Here is a 16,629-nt window from a genome sequence, read left to right on the forward strand (position 1 = left end):
CTCACCGCATCAGTGGCGGGGGCGATGCTTCGCCCGCCGTGTCGCGGAGGAGACGATCAGCACCGCGAGTCCGATCGTGGAGACCGCGGCGACGACGATCCAGGCGATCGGGCTGCCGACGCCGGTGTGCGCCAACTGCCCAGCCACCCCGTGACCGTGGCCGTTCCCGCTGCCGTGGTGGGAGCCCTTCCCCGCGTGATGCCCGCCTCCGCCGCCGTGTCCCTTGGGCGGGCAGGGCCGGGTGGCCGTGGCGGTCGGGGACGGGTGGGACGTGGCGGGCGGCCTGGTGGACGCGGGGGACGAGGACGGGGGCCTGCTCGACGGCGGCCTGCTGGTCGGCGGGGACGAGGAGGGGGTGCCGGTCGGCGCAGGCGTGGTGCCGCTCGGCGAGGAGGAGGGCCCGGTCGGCGTCGGCTTGCCGGTCGAAGGAGGCGTGCTCGACGGCGGCGTTGAGACGGTCGGACTCGCTGTCGGCAACGCGGTCGCGGTCGGGCCAGTCGTAGGCGGACCAAGGGGGCAGGGCCGCTTGTGGTAGCCGAGCTCGGCAAGGAACCACGGCGGCAGCTGCATCGGCGAACCGGTCATCGGCGGATGCCAGCCGGGCGGGCACCAGCACGCATCCGTGCCCGGCTCGGGCTGCCCCCACGCCGGCAGCACCGCGGGGTGGGCCTGCCCGGCCGGCGCCGTCGCCAGTACAAGGGACGCCCCGGCCGTCACGGTTACCAGGGCAAGAACGGGAAGATAGCGTCGCACGACGGAAGACCTCCACCGGTTACGCCTCCGGGCACACCCCCGAATGGGTGCGGCCATCGTCCGGGGGCGTGTTGGCTTGATTGTGTCCCCCAGAGGTGATCAAGGCGCACGGATTCCCGCCCGGCGCGTCCCCGCGACGCCTAGCTTCGCGATCGTCCCCGCCGGCCTCGCTTGGTCTCCGCACCCCACACTCCCCACTCGTTTCCGTCCCGCCCCACCTGTCGGCACCGCTCGTGTATGGGGCAGGTCTCGCAGATCGCCTTCACCTTCCGGATCGTCGCCGTGTCCGTGGCGAACCACGACTCCGGGTCAGCCGTACAGGGCGGAACGAACCCATCAGGCAGCAGACTTGCTGGTGTGCTCATGGCCACCACACATACAAGCCAAGGCCGCGCTGCGCTCGCCGGCCGCGTTCATCTCACCAACGTGGCAGCGGCCCGGTGACGCTCAACGCCCCATCCGGCCACAGCGTCCAGCGCGCCTCGCAGTCCAGACAACGCCAGTGCGTTGCCTGCCCCTCCGAGACGTACCGCAGGAACACCGCGCACCGCTCGCACACCGGACACCGCGGCTCGCACTCGCCGCTGCGCCACCTGGTCAGCAGCGCCCCCATGATCCCTACGCTGCCCCCACGTTGATCAGTCCCGTCAGCGGGCCTGCGTCACCGGCCTGCGCGTCCGAGAGCGCGAGGGTGAGGATGGTGGCCGCCGCGAGCGAGGGGATCAGCGCCGAGATCCTGTCATCGGTGACGTACACGGTGTGGGCCCGGGCGTCGGCGAGCCACCTGCGGAGCACCAGCCACGCCACGTCCCGCATGCGCATGTCCAGTTTCACCCCGGCCGGCACGGTGTCGAGCACCGCCCGGTAGCCGTCCGCCTGACGGATGTCGACCATCGCCAGCGGGGTTTTGAGCATGAGCGCGGTGTTCCAGGCGATGCGCTCGCTGGTGCGGTCGGTGACCAGCGGGACGTCGTCGAGTTCGCGAAGGGAGTAGGGGTGGTGCAACACGCTTTCGAGCCTAGGCGGGTGGCGACACGCCTCACCATCACCACCCGCCGTGACCAGGCCGGGTGTGTTTGTCGGTTTAGTCTGAATGTCACTGCTGCTGGCTGGTGGGCCGGGCGTTGGGTTCGTCACGTCCTGAAAGGCCCACCCAAGCCATGTCTTTCATCGATGATCTTGTTGCGCGGATCAAGGAAGCCGAGAATCCAGAAGCCCGGTCCGAGCTGATCGCCGCAGCGGTCGCCGCCGATGACGTCGACCTCGAAGCGGTCTCCGAAGACCTCGCCCGTAAGTCCGGCGCCGTCGACGCCGACGGGGAGATCACGGACGAGCAGGTCGAGCACCTGGGGCTCCTGGCGGAGATCAGCCAGGGTGTCACGGCCCGGGCGGAGCAGATCGACTCAGCCCGGCAGGCGGCGCAACGGCAGGCCACCGCGAAGGCGTTGGCCGACAAGATCGCCTCCACGAAGACGCCGAGCGTGCCGGAAGTGGCCGACAGCTCCCCGGCCGGTGAGGGTGGCGAGCCCGCGGCCGGCGACAGCGTTGAAGCGTCGGGGAGGAAGGGCGAGGTCGTCGCCTCGTCGAAGAAGATCCCGCTGGGCAAACTACGTTCCTCCGGCCCGGACCGCCGGCCCGTGGTCACCGCCCCGACAACGGACCCCTCGCCGGTGTACGTCGAGCGCATGGCGATCAACGCCGCTGGCGACATGCCGGGCTTCTTCGCCGGGCAAGAGATCACGTCCATGGACGCGCTCGCGGCGGCCGCGTCCTCCAAGGTCCAGTCCCTCGCACGCCTTGGCCAAGCGTCCGGCCGGGCCACGCTCGCCACGTTCAACAGGCAGGTCGACGCCGACTTCCTCATCGAGGAAGAAATGCGCGACTGGGGAAAACTGGAGCGCTCGGCCAACGAACAGCTCCTGCCCGGCGGATCGCTCATCGCCGCCATCGAGCACCGGCGCAATTCCCTGACGGCAGGCGTCATCGGGGGAAACTGCGACCCGGACAAGGTCCAGATGACGGCCTGGTGTTCCCCGATGGACATCTGGCGTGACTGGTGCCCCCTCGAAGGCTCCCTCGAAGGCATGGTCGACCTGCCCACCACCGTCACCACCCGCGGCGGTGTCATGTGGCCCAAGACCCCGGACTATTCGAAGGCATTCGCCGACCAGCCGTTCTGCTTCTCGTACAAGGAAATGTGCGAGGACAAAATGGAGGACGGAAAGCCCTTCGAAAAGCCGTGCATCAACATTCCGTGCCAGGTCGGCTGGGAATCATGCGTGCTGGACGCCTGCTCACTGTGCATCCAGGACAACATCCTCATGGCGCGCATCGACGACACACTCATCCGCCGCGCCATCGAGCAGGGCATGTACCTGTTGAGGCGCAAGAAGAACCTCACGCGGCTCACGGAGATCAAGAAGAAGACGCTCGCCGCGCAGGGTGGAAAGACCCTCGACGCCACCAAGGCGATCGAAGTCCACGGGCCGGGCGCGGTCGAGTCGTTCCTGTCCTTCATCGCCCTTCAAGTCGAGCAGCTGCGCTACCGCAAGCGCCTCTCCCGGCAGACGACGTTCGAGCTGCTGCTGCCGCACTGGGTCATCCCGTGGCTGGCCACCGATGTCAGCAAGAAGGCGTGCGTGGGTGACCGGTGGGACCGCGCCGACCGCGACGTGGAGAACTGGCTCGCACAACGCGGAGTTCGGGTCCAGTGGGTGTACGAGTGGCCGTACGACAAGGCCGCCGACGATCCGTTCCCAGTCGATGCGGACAACAGCTGCCTTCCGGTCGCTCTGAACTGGCCGACGAAGTTCGAGTTCCTGCTTTACCAGGCCGGCGCCTTCCAGCTCATCCAGGGCCCGAGCGTCCAGCTTGACGCCATCTACGACAGCGAGCTGCTGAAGAAGAATCGCCGCATCCGCCTCTTCTACGAGGACCTCGAGTGCCTCATCTCCAGGTGCGGCTGCAAGTACCTCTTCGAGGTCGAGTTGTGCCCCAGCGGCCTGTCCGGAGGAACGACGGTCATCGACTGCAAGGGCACGCCCCCGCCGCCCCCGCCCAACGGCAACGGCGACAAGAGCCAGAAGACCGCGGCGGCCGGTACGGCCTCAGCCGGAGCCTCCAAGTAGCCGCCACGACCAGCACGAGCCCCCCGGAATCCTGCCGGGATTCGGGGGGGGCTGCCGGTCGGGAGGCCGCCATGACCACACCCACACCCGTGCTCCGCCCCCGCTACCAGGTCCCGCCGCCCCCGGTGGTGCCGGCCAAGCGCTTCTCCCTGCTCTCGGCCGCACAGGTCGTCGATGAGGGAGGCACCCTGTGGCAGGAAGGCGTCGAGTACTACTCCGACGCCTGCAACTTGGAGACGGGGTTCGTTGACGGCTGGTGCCCGCCGGTGCCGGTGGACGAGCACGGCAACGAGCTGGAGAAGGCGATCGAGTCGTTCTCCCCCGTGAAGGTCACCGCGGACCCCTTCACCATCACCTCCGGTATCGCCTGCCAAAGCCCCGTCTTCGCCGCCATCGACCAGGCCCGGCGCCTGCTGGAGCGGGGTGAGGATCTTCAGGTGGAGCGGCAGTTCTGGCGCCAGCAGATGTGCCGCACCGACGTCCACCTGGTCGGCAAGGACAAGGTCCTCGGCCTGGACGACCTCATCGCCCTGATCGAATCCCATGCCGCCGCCCACTACGCCGGTCAGCTGTTCATCCACGTGCCTGTCAGGGCGCTGGTCTACCTCAAGCAGTACCGGACCTCCGACCAGTACGGGCCTCTGTGGCGTACCGGCTACGGGTCGGTGATCGTGCCCGGCGCCGGATATGTCGGCCTCGGCGGCCCCAACACAGCGGGGCCCGGTGAGCCGTGCAAACCCGAGCCTCCCCCCGGGGACGACGATCCGTGGTTCTGGGTGCTGGCCACCGGCCAAGTCCAGATCCGCCGGTCCGACACGTTCGCGCACGAGGCGTTCGACACCAAGAAAAACCGCCGAGGCGCCATCGCGGAACGCACCTACGTGATCAGCGCGGACTGCTACGCCGCAGCCGGAAAGGCAGATCCGTGCGGCTGCACTCCAACAAGTTCGGGCGGCTCGTCATGACCACCGCCCCGTCATCCTCACATGCCGCGGACAAGGAGAGCCGTCGTGAGTAACTGCATCACCATCAAAGGCGGCGACCGCATTCGCATTACCAGAGTCGACGGGTGCGGGCGGCCGTTGTACGGCGATGAGTGCGGCCAGATCGTCACCAAGGGCATCGTGGAATTCAAAATGAGCCCGGAGGTGGAAGAAGCCGAAGAGAAGTCTCAGAAGAACTTCGCCGGGGAATTCTGTTACTCGGAAGCGGGTTGCGATCAGGTCAAGTGGTGGACGATTGAACTGACTTGGTGCGAGATCAATATCTCCGCCTTCCAGTTCATGAACCCCAACCACCATCTGGTGAAGGACCCGACCACCGGGGAGATCATCGGCTACTACCCGTCGAACCGCATCGACTGCTCCGGCGGCTACGCACTCGAAGTGTGGCTCCAGCTTGTCGCCGGCGGCGGCGAGTGCGGCGGTGAGGAGACCGGCGGCGGGCAGTGGGGGTACATCTTCATCCCGTGGATCTCCGGCTCGACGCCGCAGGAGATCACCATCGGTGGGGAGGACACCATCACCTGGGTCACCTCCGGCCGTGCGAAGATCGGCGGAGCGTGGGGCAAGGGTCCGTACGAGGTGACGTTCGCCGAGGGCGCCCCGCAGCGCCTGCCCGAACCGTTGGGCCCGGACAGCCCGTACGGGCTGCTGGTCACCACGCTGGAGCCGCCCGAAGACCAGTGCGACTGCATGCCCATCCCGCGGCCGGTCCCCGATCCGGCGGACCTGACGGTGACCGCGGTCGACAAGTGCACGCTGGAGATCAAGCCGGACAACCACGGCATGGGAGCGGTGACCGTCGACTGGGGCTCCAAGGCGCCGGACTGCAAGAAGCAGACGGTTCCGGACCTGTCCAAGGTCCGCTGCTGCCTCCCCGACGGGGAACACACCATCAAGGTCTGCGACGCCGCCACCCCGGAGATCTGCCGGGACATCACCGTCACCGCGCCCCTCGACCCCGCGAAGGACGCGCCCCAAGTCGACTTCACGTGCGGCGACGACGGGCGGACCGTGACCTTCGAGGTCGAGATCCCGGTGTACGCGGCGCAGGCCGGCGACGGCATCGTGCTCCTGGACCTCAAGCACCCGCCGGGCGTTGTCGAAGTCCGCGTCGACAAGGCCACCGGCAAGGGCACCTACGTCCACACCTATCCGGACCCCGGCGAGGGCAACAAGCGCCAGTACAACATCACCGCCAAGCGCAAGGACTTCCCCGGCAAGATCACCACGAAGCCGGTCATCATCCCCTGCGAGAGTGGTCCGGGGCCCGCGAACCCAAAAGCGTGACGGCCGAGCTGACCTCCGACGAGACCCACGCGATCATCAAGTGGGAGGTCGGCCCGGCCGTACCGCCGAACGTGACCAAGACCGAGAAGATCGAGCTCAAGCGCATCAAACCGCCGCCGCCCACCACGGCGACGGTGGACGCGGACGACAGCCCGTACCAGTGGCCTGACGCGCTGGAACCCGGCAAGGAGTATCAGTTCGAGGTCACGGCAATCGACGCCGACGGCAACCGCTCCCGGCCCGTGAAGACCGGCACGGTCAAGCCCGAGGCAGGGCGACCGGACCCGCCGGTCAACCTCCGCTCCACCGGGCAGACGTCGACGACGATCGACCTCGCCTGGGACGAGCCGTAGAGGGGCGTGAGGTGAACGAGCCCACACGGCCGGCGGAGGTGAACCCCACCACCTCCGCGGGCCGGGCCACGCCCGCGAAGTGGGTGCGCATCTACCGCGACGGCAACGGGATCGGGCAGGTCGAGGCGGGCGTGCGGAAGTTCACCGACAGCAACCTCCCCCAGGCCACCAGCTACAGCTACTTCGTGCGGGCCGTCGATGACCAGTACCGGGAGTCCACCGACTCCAACCACATCACCGCGAAGACCGGCGGCACCCCGCTGGAGCCGCCCACGAACGTCCGCGTCTCCCAGACGGACAAGTTCGAGCACGCCTACGTCGAGTGGGACCACACCGGCCGCGAGCCGCAAGGCTTCATGGTCCGCTACCGCAAGATCGGCGACGAGCAGTGGACCGAGCGCGGCCCCATCCCGCCGTCCCTGAACTCCACGTACCTGCGCAACCCCCCGGACCAGCTGGAGCCCGGCACGACCTACGAGCTCACCGTGGGGGCCGTGAGCTTCAACCCCCCGGAGTCCGCCACGTCCGCGCCGCCGGTCCGCTTCACCACCAGGGCCCGCCTCATGACCCCGGTCACCGAACTGAAGGTCGCCGGCCTGCGCAACGACACCGTGGGCCCGTACCTGGAAGCCACCTGGGCGTGGGAGAAGGGGACGAGCCCGGCCGACCCGGACCATTTCCGCATCCGCTACACCTGCATCTCCGGCTCGTGCCACGGCGAGAGCGGCACCCTCACGGCCACCCCGGCGGAGCGGTTGAAGGACATCACCGGCGTCCGCCCAGCCACGACCTACCAGGTCGAGGTCACCACCGTCGGGCCCCCGCCGGAAGGCGACGAGTCCACGACGGAGCGCGCGAGCGCGACCACACCAGACAACCCGCCGACGAAGGGATAGGCCGTGGCGAAGAAGAACAGCAACGGCAACGGCCAGGCGACCACTTCACCGGCACAGAGCACCGCGGCTCCTCCGGTGACGCCGATCGCCAAGGTCCGTGTCGAACGCGTCGCCCCCACCACTCACACCGTGGGTACGTTTCCGGCTGGGACGAAGAAGGCCAAGGACGAGGGCCTGACCCCGGGGACGACGTACGGCTACGAGGCATGGTCCATCGACGCCGCCGGGACCGAGTCGCGGGTACCGGCCCGGACGAAGGCGACCACCAGTGCCGCGCCGCTCCTGGCGCCGCTCCTGCGGAACGTCGATGCGAAGACGAAGGACGGGAAGGTCGTCGTCACGTGGCAGCCCGACCCCGTCTCCGGGATCTGGGACGGCTGGGAAGTGGTGTGGTGGCACAAGTGGGACGTGTACGAGTACGGGCCCCACAGCGCCCGTATCGAGGACCCGTACGCCCGCTCGTACGACATCCCGGTGTCGGAGACCGAGGGGCACCGTTTCTACGCGCACGTACGCGCCTGGCGCGAGGGCGAGAACTCGGTGTGGTCGCGGACGAACGCCGACGTCCAGGAAGGCGACCCGGAACTCAACCTCGTGCCCCCGGTGATGGTCTTCAAGCCGATCGAGTTCGTCGCGGACTGGACCTCTCGCACCGACGTCCACCTCTCGTGGGGCAGGGAGCAGCGCGGCTTCATCCCGGATCACTGGCGCGTGGACGCCGTCCGCGTGGACGCTGGTGAGGATGAGGCGAAGATCCCGTCGCAGGAGAACATCGCCGGGTTGGAGACGCAGTTCACGGGGCTGGAGCCGGGCCGCGAGTACGAGTTCACGCTGTTCGCGCACACGAAGGACAACGCGCAGACCTCCGAAGGGGTCGAGATCCGGGCGAATACGGAGGAAATTCCGATCCCGCCGCCCCCGACCGGGCTGAAGGTCACCACGACGGCGACCACGTCCGTGTCGCTGGAGTGGGACCGGTCCAAGAGCCCGGACGTCACCGGCTACCTGCTGTACTGGCGCGAGCCGGACGCGACCGAGTGGCGCGCCCCGGTCGAGACCACCAGCACGACCGCGACCGTGACGGGATTGCAGCCGGATACGGCGTACAAGTTCGCGGTCCGCGCGAAGGTCGATGACGACCGGATCTCCGGCTACTCGGGCCAGGTCAAGGGCACCACCAGTAAGTTGCCGATCGGTGTGGCGAAGAACGTGAAGGTCGCGGCGACGTCGAGCGCGGGGGAGCTGAAGGTCACCTGGGATCGGACACCGGATCAGCGGGAGCCGAAGCGGTGGGAGGTCAGGTGGAAGAAGTCATCGGACGGCGATGACGCGTGGGAGTCCTCCACTACGGATGATGAGCACGCGTTCCTGATTCACCCGCAGCCGCCCCAGAAGCCGCTGGAGCATGTCCAGTACGGCGTGCAGGTGCGCGGCGTGGATGACGACGAACAGTCGATCTGGTCGGCCACCGTCACCGGGACGCCGAAGGAGACGATCGTCGCCCCGGCCGCGATCAAGAACTTCCGGCAGGTCGGGCCCCTTCGGTACAGCCGCGAGATCTTCGCGTGGGACTCCCCGGACGATCACCCATTCCGCGTCGATGTGCACTACAACGACGCAAAGGGCAAGTTCATCCAGGGCGTCATGTACCCGGACAACATCGAACGGATCACGACCGCCAATGCGGGCGACAAGCTCGTGGCTGTCGCCGTCAACCGCGACGGGAAAGGCGGCTGGCTGGAAAGCCCGGCGTCGAACCAGATCACGGTGAAGGACGAAAGCGTCCAGAAGTTCGGGGGCGCCCTGGTGTTCTCCGAGGGACGCCAAGTCCGTTCCATGACCTCCAACACCACCGCCAGCGCGAAGATCCGCTGGGACTGGGGCGACGGCACGGTGGAGGAATCGTCGCCGTTCAAGGCCGACGCGACGATGCACGACGTCAACCACACCTACGCGGCCGGGACCACCGACGTGATCGTGACCGCCGATGACCTCGGCGCGCAGGGCGCGGACAAGATCGCCACATCGCGGCTGGTGTGGCGCATCAACGTCAAGGACCGCACTGTCGCGGTAGAGACGGTGTTCGGCGATGACCCGCGCCCGAAGAAGCCCACGAACGTCACCGTCACAGCGTCGGGGGGCAAGGACTACAAGACGATCACGGTGAAGTGGGACCGTGACGCGGCGGCCACCGAGGACCCCGCCGAGTGGCGGATCGAGGTCAAGATCGATGACACCACCACCCATGACTGGGTGGACCCGTGGGTGATCAAACGGGAGTCCAAGAGCGGTAGCGAACGAAGCTTCTCCTTCCTCACGAAGCTCGGTGCCCTGACGAAGACGACCACGGCACGGGTACGAGCCTGGGACTCGGACACGTCGGCCTCGGATTGGGTGGTGTCGCCCCCGGCCCCGGTGCCCGCCTCTTCGGAGTCTGACGGGGAGGCCACCGGATGACCGCGGAGGCGGCCGGCAGCACCTCGCCGGCACGCGTGGGACCGGTCACCTCAGACCCGAAGTGCCGGGACTGGCCGATCGATCCAGAGTGCTGCCCCGACTGGCCTGGACCCGATGCGCCGCAGGCGGATAAAGACCGCGCGCAGAAGGCGCTGCGGATCGCCTCCGACCGGCTCCGCCGTCTCACCGCTGGCCGGTACGGGCTGTGCGAGGAGATCGTCAGGCCGTGCCGGGACTGGTGCCGCTGGCGCTGGGATTGGCGCAGCGGACGCTGGCTCAACCCACCTGGTGACTTCGACGTGCTCCGGCCGTATCTGGAGGGCGGAAGGATGTTCAACCTGTGCAACTCAGGGTGCGAGGAAGACTGCTCGTGCTCGGAGATCTGCCGCGTCACCCTCCCCGGCCCCGTCCACGAGGTCCTGGAAGTCCACGTGGACGGCGAGCTGCTGGACCCGTGCGAGTACATGATCACCGCGCCACCAGACAACTGGCTGATCCGACTGGGCGGGTGCTGGCCGCAGTGCCAGGAGATGACGCTCCCGGACGACAGGCCGTGCACGTTCTCTGTCCGATACCTGCGCGGCCGAGACCCGGGCGAGGACTACGACGCCGTACGCGCCGTCTCCGCCCTGGCGTGCGAGCTGTACAAGTCGATGTGTGGAAGGAAGTGCGCCATCCCCGGGCGTATCCGCACGATTGCCCGCGAGGGCGTCACCTACGACATGGTGGACTCCTGGCCGCGCGCCGGCACCGGGCTCGACACTGTCGACGACTGGCTGGCCCTGGTCAATCCCCACCAGCTGCGGGCACCCGCGGCCGTCTACACCCCCGACTGCTCGCGCCCGCGGTTCTACGACCGAGGCGCCCGCCCCCCGTCGTGCAGCGAGGAAGACCATGGCCACTGAACCCGCCCAGGGCGACCCCGGCATGGAATCCATGATCCTGCCCGTGATCTCGTGTGTGTGCAGCGAACTGGCCGAGGCCGGACGGCCGGTGTGCTGCTGTGCCTGGTATCGGGGCGACGGCCATCCCCCGGCCGACAACTGCTCCTGCACCTGTGAAGATCCGCAGTGGCACGACGCCGAAGGTCAAGGCATCGCCTGGGCGCGCGTCGTGTCCATCGACAACGTCGCCGATCCCATTCAGCCGAGGAACAGCTTCGGCAACACCGACTGCTCGGTCCCACCCCCACGTCTGCGGGTGACCTTCGACGTCGGCATCTACCGGTGCGTGCCGGTCGGCGCTCCCGAATCAGGGCCGGAGTGCCAGGAGCACACGCAGACGGCCGCCGACGGAGCCTGGGACGATCTCCTGATCCGGCGTGCCGTGTGGTGCTGCGCCCCGTTGGAGGGCCGTCGGCTGACCTTCGTCCGGCAGGTTCCCGTCGGCCCATCCGGTGGGTGTGGCGGCAGCGTCGCGACGTGGACCGCGGACTGGCATGCGAGCCGTGAGACGGCGTCCTGACCTGCGCTGTCTCACCGCTAGACCACCCTCTAGACGACGAAGAGCTCCGCCTGCTGCGGCTCGGTCTTGAACAGCTCGCCCTGGACGACGTCTTCGCGGCGGGCGGGGCGGAGGCTGCCGAAGCACGAGATCAGTCCCCAGTGCCGCAGGCCCTTGTCGTTCGGGGCGTCGTGCCGGGTGAGGCGCCCGCACGGCATGACGGCGACCTCGCGCTGGCACACGAGGCAGCGGGTACGGGGCCAGACGGCTATACGGTGAGAGGTGGGCATGGGGTCAAGGGTGCCTGAGAGCGGCCCGGGACCGCCAGACCAAAAAGACGGGGTGGCCCCGTGCGCGGTCAAGCAGCTGCCCGGGGGCCATGGGAGGAGAAGCGGTGGAGGAGTCCCGGCCGGCACCCGAGCACGCCGAAGCTGTCGCTCTGGTGACCGCGCTGCTCGACCTCGAAGGCGAAGACCGGGCCCGTCCCCTGCTTGATCTGCTCGCCGGCTGCAGGGACAAGGAGGAGGCTGGGCGCCGCCTGGTGGGTCTCCTCGCCGCGACCGCGCAGTTGGCCCTCGGCGCGGTGGTGGCGTGGGCGGATGAGACCGGGCGGGACCCGCACGACATCCTCGCCGACCGCCTCGGCCAGCTCCAGGCCGGCACCAGCGCCGAGGACCAGGACGACGCCGAGCGCGTGCCGTTCGGGAAGCGGCAGGCCACCCTCTACGTCTGGGACACCATCCGCGCGTTCCTCGACGGAACCAGCGAAGCAGCCGAACGCGCCGCCAAGGCCACCGACCATGCCCTGTGCCCACCCGGGGTGGACGAAGGAATCTTGCTCGACCGCTGCTTCACGACCGTGTTCTCCGCCATCGCCATTGCCGCCGAAGCGGTGGTCGGCTACTGCGACCTCGCAGGCCGTGACCCGTACGACTTCGTCGACGAGCAGGAGATGCATGCCCTGCACTGCGCCGGGCTCGACGAGACCGACCTCGACTAGGGCTTGTCCGGTGGGTCACGCCGACCTTGGCCCACCGGGCGCTGTTGAACGGGACGTGCTCCGCCTACTCTGAGGAGTCGTCCTCGTCGGGCACGGGCTCCCTTAGCTGGTCGGAGTACTTGCCGCCGGTCTTTTCGCCAATGTTGCCAGCCTTGTCTAGGGCTGCCTCAATCCCTCCGGCTGCCTCGTTCGCGACGCTCTTGTCCTTACCCACTAGCCCCTTGAGGCTGTCTATCAGGCCCATTGTGGTCTCCTTGCGGCAGATCGGGTGAATCTCGCTCCTCCCCAGGAAAGCCCTCCGGCACGCGACTCTCCTGCCCATGTGCTCCAAACGGGTGACGCCTGCCTGATACCGCCAAGGTCAGGTCCAGCCGCATGGCGACATAGCGACCGCTCACCCAGGGCCCCTACGAAGCGCGCGACAGCGAGTTGACCCACTGGACAGGCCCTAGCGCCGACGGTCGTCCGTTCACCGAGGAGACAGGCGTCGTCGCCCCGGACAGCGGGGCACCCAACTCCTCCAACTGAGCCCAAGTAAGAGCAAGTAAGCGACAGTTTTCCGCGGCGCCCCAAGGAGGGGGCCATAGCCCGAAGGTCGCCCGCGCGGCGCGGTCCGGGTGCCGAAGCCCGACTGACCGACACACCACAACCACCGCCGGAGCCCGAGCGGCCCACGCTGCTCGGGCTCTTTCGCGTTCCCGAAACGAGGAGAACCGTGAGCAGCACACCTGAAGAACACCAAGGCGAGACCGGGCTCGACCGCGCCCTGAAGAGCGTTGTCGAGCCGCTGAACAAGACGGACGTGAAAGCCTGGGGGCTCTTCGCCACCGACGTCGGCCTAGCCGCGCTCGTCCGCGGAGCCTTGACCGGTGGCCCCACAGCCGCTCGTGTCACGGCAGGGGTGGCCGCCGGGTTCCTGGCGGTAGGGATCGTGTTCATCACGCTCGCCGCCCTGCCCCGGCTCGAAGACCACGGCACGTCGTTCCTCCACTGGGCATCGCTCACCCCGGAGGAAATCCAAGACGCCGTACGTGAAGACGTACGCCCACAGCAGGTCCGGATTCTGGCCCGGCTGGCCAAGGCCAAGTTCCGTCTCCTACAGGTCGCGTGCGTCGCCATCGGCCTCGCCGGGATGCTTCTGCTCGCGTCGGACATTCTCGCGGCCACCGGCTGACGCCTCGCTGGATCAGGGCCCTTGGCCGGCCTCGCGGTCCTTTACGGCATCGATCAGGCTCGCCAGGGCCGCATGCGGCGTCTCGCCGACCCCGACCGGGATTCCCGGATGATCGAAGAAATGGGTGCACGCGATATCCGAACCGAACGCGCCCTCCGGGATCTCTTCCGGGTGCCGGTTGAACGCGATCCATTTCCCGCCCTCGTACAGTCCCTCATAGCGGGCGGGAACAATCGTCACCGGGTACATGCATCAATCCTCGCATGATCATTCTCTAGGATTTGCGTCATGCGTACGAAGCCGGCACCATCAGCCGCCGGGAAGCACGGAGGCAGCACCCGTCCACCGGTGCCAGGGTGGTCTCGCCATTGCTGCGCCCGGCCGCCGTCCCCCGGCACCAAGCCCCCAATTCAGGCGGGACAGGGAGACGGCACCTCATGAGGCCCTACTACAAGGACGAGCAGGTCACCCTCTTCTGTGGCGACGCGCTGAAAACCCTGCGGGAGCTGCCGTCGGACAGCGTCAACTGCATTGCCACTTCGCCGCCGTTCTATCAGCTGCGCGACTACAACATGCCGGGCCAGTACGGACTTGAGGACTCGCCCGTGCAGTACGTCGACCGCATGCGGGAGGTGTTCGCCGAGGCGCGCCGTGTCCTGGCCGACGACGGCACGCTCTGGCTCAACTTGGGCGACTCCTACAGCGGATCGTGGGGCAATCAGAGCCGACGGCCGGACCGCGGCGGTCAGCGCCCGGTCGCCACCGGAATGATCCAGCAGGTGGGTGACGGAAGATATCCGCGCCAGCGCACCCGTACCGGCGCGGTACGTCCCGGTGCGCCTCCGGCGAAGAATCTCTACGGCATTCCGTGGAAGGTCGCGTTCGCGCTCCAGAAGGACGGCTGGATCTTGCGGAACGACATCATTTGGTACAAGCCCAACGGCATGCCGGAGAACGTTCGTGACCGGCTCGGCAACCGTCACGAGCACCTGTTCATGCTCGCCAAGAAGCCTCACTACTACTTCGACTTGGATGCGATCCGGCAGCCTTATCAAGGCGACCGGTCCCCTTCGCGCCGGGCGCGTCGCGGTGGCGTGCGGCCGAATTCCGCGCCGGGCCCGTTCGACCCGTACGCGTCCAAGGGCCGTAATCCGGGGGATGTTTGGCAGATCAATATCCGGCCGTCGAAGCTCCGTCACTTCGCGATGTGGCCGATCGATATTCCCACGTGGATCATCAAGGCCGGGTGCCCGAAAGGCGGGGTCGTTCTCGATCCGTTCAGCGGTGCGGGGACAACCGGCATCGCCGCGCGGACGCTCGGGCGCCGCTATATCGGTATTGACCTCAACCCGGCCTATCTCGACGTCACCAAAGCCCGTCTCGCGCAGACCGTGCTCGATCTCGACGGCCGGGCCCCGGGAGTTACTGGATGTTGATGGCGTGGCCGGTGACCGCACCGCCCACCGGGACACCGGCGTTGCTGAACTCCACCAGCGTTCCCGACGCGACGGCGGTCCCGGTGTGGAACTGGGCGCCGGAGGCGACGTTGGCGGCGAAGTCGTAGCGCACGCGGTTCGCCGGGCAGCGCACGACGATGGTGTTCTCGGCGCTGTTGTTCGGCCCCTGGAGAACGGTGACGCTCACCCGGGCCGTGCCCGGGCCGGTGCACGAGTAGCTGCCGGAAACCTGCACCGAGCCGTCGTCGTTGAGCGTCGCGGCGTCGTTCACGCTGATCTGCGGTGTCGGCTGCTGCCGGGCGCCGGCCGGAGCAGCCGCAATGGCACCGAGGGCAATGAGCGGCACGGCGACGAGGGGACCGATCAGACGAAAAGCGCGCATCACACTAAACCTCCATCACAAGGGCGTACAGGTGTGATGCTGCTGTGATCCATCAAATGCCGCAATGTTGACACGATCAGGACAGTGATCCACCACCGGTAAGGTGCGCCTCAGTCCTGGTAACGCTTCTTACCGAGAGAGACGAAGTGCGTATAACGGGCCAACGCCCCAAAGCGGTTGTACCGGCACCCCGCACGGCCGTCGAGAACTCCGCGGCGCCGCAGGGCCCGGTGACCGTGTGGACGGATGCGGACTACCACCTCACCGAGGCGACCAGGAGAGCCCTGGCCGACTCGGTACCCGAGGAGACCCGCCGCCACTACGAACGCTGGTGGGATGCGGCCGGCGCCTTCTGCCGCGTCAACGGCCGCGTTGCGCTGCCGATGACGCCGCAGACCCTCGCCGAGTTCACCCACGAACTGACCAAGACGATCTCCGACCGCACCGGCAAGCTCCTCGGCGGCTCCTCCCTCGACCAGGCCATCGCCGCCGTCCGCGCCGTGCACACCATCGCCGGGTACGACGGCCAGCCCGTCACCCGCGAAGCCCGCCGGCTCATCCGGGCCCACAAGAAGCACCTCTCCACCGTCGAAGGCCGCACCGTCAAGCGCTCCGCCATCGTCACCCCCGAGCAGGCCGCCGACGTCGTCGAGCACATCGAGCAGGAGATGCGCGCCGCCATGACCCAGGCCCGGGCTGGAGGCGGCGACATCGTACGGGCGGCCCTGCCGCACCTGCGCGACCGGTTCCTCGTCATCGGCTCGTTCCTCGGCTGGACCCGGCGCAGCGAGACCTCCGCCGTCAGCATCCCCGACGTCACCGAGACCGCGGTCGGCCTGGAGTTCCTGATCCGCTCCTCGAAGACCGACCAGGAGGGCGAGGGCGCCACCGTCCACGTGCGCCGCCGCGACGACGTTCTCGACCCCGTCACCGCATGGTGTGAATACCGCGACGCCCTCGCCGCATGCGGCATCACAACAGGCCGCGTGCTCAGGAGAGTTGACCGGTGGGGCAACGTCGGCGACGGCCTGTCCGGCGAGTCGATCAACGACATCACCCAGCGCCTCACCGAAGCCGCCGGCTGCGCCTACGACGCCAAGGGCCGCAAGGTCACCTCCCACGGATGGCGCGCCTCCGGGAACTCCGCGGCCAAGCGCGCTGGCGCATCCGGTGAATCCCGCCGCGAGCACGGCCGCTGGGCCCCGGACTCGACGATGCCGGACGACGTATACGACCGCGACAGCGTCACGGACCCCATGAGCGCCGTATGTCTTCAGTAGGGTCACCGGTGGCCG

Annotated in this window: 20 protein-coding genes; 13 read left to right on the top strand and 7 right to left on the bottom strand. The window is 68.2% G+C overall.

Going from position 1 to position 16,629, the window contains the following annotated elements; genetic code table 11:
• Positions 1 to 9 precede the first annotated feature (9 nt).
• On the bottom strand, positions 10 to 147 hold the full coding sequence (locus tag ACMATS_RS06050) for a hypothetical protein (RefSeq protein WP_414167170.1): 138 nt from the start codon (positions 145 to 147) through the stop codon (positions 10 to 12).
• Between the two features lie 94 nt (positions 148 to 241).
• Between ACMATS_RS06050 and ACMATS_RS06055 the strand changes: the two genes are divergently transcribed.
• The gene (locus ACMATS_RS06055) at positions 242 to 535 is read left to right on the top strand and encodes a hypothetical protein (RefSeq protein WP_414167171.1); all 294 of its coding nucleotides are present in this window, start codon (positions 242 to 244) and stop codon (positions 533 to 535) included.
• Between the two features lie 358 nt (positions 536 to 893).
• Here ACMATS_RS06055 and ACMATS_RS06060 read toward each other — a convergent pair whose 3' ends face one another.
• Together ACMATS_RS06060 and ACMATS_RS06065 are read right to left on the bottom strand one after the other, a co-directional pair.
• Complete coding sequence (locus ACMATS_RS06060; RefSeq protein WP_414170663.1) at positions 894 to 1,118, bottom strand: WhiB family transcriptional regulator; 225 nt, start codon at positions 1,116 to 1,118, stop codon at positions 894 to 896.
• A 253-nt stretch (positions 1,119 to 1,371) separates the two neighbouring features.
• Positions 1,372 to 1,761, bottom strand: coding sequence for a hypothetical protein (locus ACMATS_RS06065; RefSeq protein WP_414167172.1), 390 nt, complete (start codon positions 1,759 to 1,761; stop codon positions 1,372 to 1,374).
• Between the two features lie 152 nt (positions 1,762 to 1,913).
• Here ACMATS_RS06065 and ACMATS_RS06070 point away from each other — a divergent pair, with 152 nt between their 5' ends.
• From ACMATS_RS06070 to ACMATS_RS06105, 8 genes are all read left to right on the top strand, one after another.
• Positions 1,914 to 3,881, top strand: a complete 1,968-nt coding sequence (locus ACMATS_RS06070) for a major capsid protein (protein WP_414167173.1) — start codon at positions 1,914 to 1,916, stop codon at positions 3,879 to 3,881.
• A 71-nt stretch (positions 3,882 to 3,952) separates the two neighbouring features.
• Positions 3,953 to 4,846 carry a hypothetical protein gene (locus ACMATS_RS06075; RefSeq protein WP_414167174.1) on the top strand — a complete coding sequence of 298 codons (894 nt, stop codon included), beginning with the start codon at positions 3,953 to 3,955 and terminating at the stop codon, positions 4,844 to 4,846.
• 45 nt (positions 4,847 to 4,891) lie between these two features.
• Entirely contained in the window at positions 4,892 to 6,172 is a 1,281-nt protein-coding gene (locus ACMATS_RS06080; protein ID WP_414167175.1) for a hypothetical protein, read from the top strand.
• A complete protein-coding gene (locus ACMATS_RS06085; RefSeq protein WP_414167176.1) occupies positions 6,169 to 6,525 on the top strand; it encodes a hypothetical protein in 357 nt (118 codons plus the stop codon). The genes ACMATS_RS06080 and ACMATS_RS06085 overlap by 4 nt, the downstream gene beginning before the upstream one ends.
• A gap of 11 nt (positions 6,526 to 6,536) precedes the next feature.
• Complete coding sequence (locus ACMATS_RS06090; protein WP_414167177.1) at positions 6,537 to 7,421, top strand: hypothetical protein; 885 nt, start codon at positions 6,537 to 6,539, stop codon at positions 7,419 to 7,421.
• Between the two features lie 3 nt (positions 7,422 to 7,424).
• Entirely contained in the window at positions 7,425 to 9,878 is a 2,454-nt protein-coding gene (locus ACMATS_RS06095; protein ID WP_414167178.1) for a fibronectin type III domain-containing protein, read from the top strand.
• Positions 9,875 to 10,783, top strand: coding sequence for a hypothetical protein (locus ACMATS_RS06100; protein ID WP_414167179.1), 909 nt, complete (start codon positions 9,875 to 9,877; stop codon positions 10,781 to 10,783). Before ACMATS_RS06095 ends, ACMATS_RS06100 begins: the two co-directional genes overlap by 4 nt.
• Positions 10,773 to 11,342: a hypothetical protein gene (locus ACMATS_RS06105; protein WP_414167180.1), complete on the top strand. Its 570-nt coding sequence runs from the start codon at positions 10,773 to 10,775 to the stop codon at positions 11,340 to 11,342. The genes ACMATS_RS06100 and ACMATS_RS06105 overlap by 11 nt, the downstream gene beginning before the upstream one ends.
• 29 nt (positions 11,343 to 11,371) lie before the next feature.
• On the opposite strand, the gene ACMATS_RS06110 is transcribed toward ACMATS_RS06105, so the two are convergent.
• A complete protein-coding gene (locus ACMATS_RS06110) occupies positions 11,372 to 11,611 on the bottom strand; it encodes a hypothetical protein (protein WP_414167181.1) in 240 nt (79 codons plus the stop codon).
• A gap of 104 nt (positions 11,612 to 11,715) precedes the next feature.
• Here ACMATS_RS06110 and ACMATS_RS06115 point away from each other — a divergent pair, with 104 nt between their 5' ends.
• Positions 11,716 to 12,321, top strand: coding sequence for a hypothetical protein (locus ACMATS_RS06115; protein ID WP_414167182.1), 606 nt, complete (start codon positions 11,716 to 11,718; stop codon positions 12,319 to 12,321).
• Between the two features lie 64 nt (positions 12,322 to 12,385).
• Here ACMATS_RS06115 and ACMATS_RS06120 read toward each other — a convergent pair whose 3' ends face one another.
• On the bottom strand, positions 12,386 to 12,565 hold the full coding sequence (locus ACMATS_RS06120) for a hypothetical protein (protein ID WP_414167183.1): 180 nt from the start codon (positions 12,563 to 12,565) through the stop codon (positions 12,386 to 12,388).
• 471 nt (positions 12,566 to 13,036) lie between these two features.
• Between ACMATS_RS06120 and ACMATS_RS06125 the strand changes: the two genes are divergently transcribed.
• A complete protein-coding gene (locus ACMATS_RS06125; protein WP_414167184.1) occupies positions 13,037 to 13,495 on the top strand; it encodes a Pycsar system effector family protein in 459 nt (152 codons plus the stop codon).
• A gap of 12 nt (positions 13,496 to 13,507) precedes the next feature.
• Here ACMATS_RS06125 and ACMATS_RS06130 read toward each other — a convergent pair whose 3' ends face one another.
• Positions 13,508 to 13,744 (bottom strand): hypothetical protein, encoded by a 237-nt coding sequence (locus tag ACMATS_RS06130; protein WP_414167185.1) that lies wholly within the window; start codon positions 13,742 to 13,744, stop codon positions 13,508 to 13,510.
• A gap of 188 nt (positions 13,745 to 13,932) precedes the next feature.
• Between ACMATS_RS06130 and ACMATS_RS06135 the strand changes: the two genes are divergently transcribed.
• Positions 13,933 to 14,931, top strand: a complete 999-nt coding sequence (locus ACMATS_RS06135) for a DNA-methyltransferase (RefSeq protein ID WP_414167187.1) — start codon at positions 13,933 to 13,935, stop codon at positions 14,929 to 14,931.
• On the opposite strand, the gene ACMATS_RS06140 is transcribed toward ACMATS_RS06135, so the two are convergent.
• On the bottom strand, positions 14,918 to 15,334 hold the full coding sequence (locus tag ACMATS_RS06140; RefSeq protein ID WP_414167188.1) for a DUF6299 family protein: 417 nt from the start codon (positions 15,332 to 15,334) through the stop codon (positions 14,918 to 14,920). The genes ACMATS_RS06135 and ACMATS_RS06140 overlap by 14 nt on opposite strands.
• 146 nt (positions 15,335 to 15,480) lie before the next feature.
• On the opposite strand from ACMATS_RS06140, the gene ACMATS_RS06145 reads away from it, so the two are divergent.
• The gene (locus ACMATS_RS06145) at positions 15,481 to 16,614 is read left to right on the top strand and encodes a hypothetical protein (RefSeq protein WP_414167189.1); all 1,134 of its coding nucleotides are present in this window, start codon (positions 15,481 to 15,483) and stop codon (positions 16,612 to 16,614) included.
• The last annotated feature ends 15 nt before the right edge of the window (positions 16,615 to 16,629 follow it).

Source organism: Streptoverticillium reticulum (genome assembly GCF_047456005.1).
Classification (GTDB): domain Bacteria; phylum Actinomycetota; class Actinomycetes; order Streptomycetales; family Streptomycetaceae; genus Streptomyces; species Streptomyces reticulum.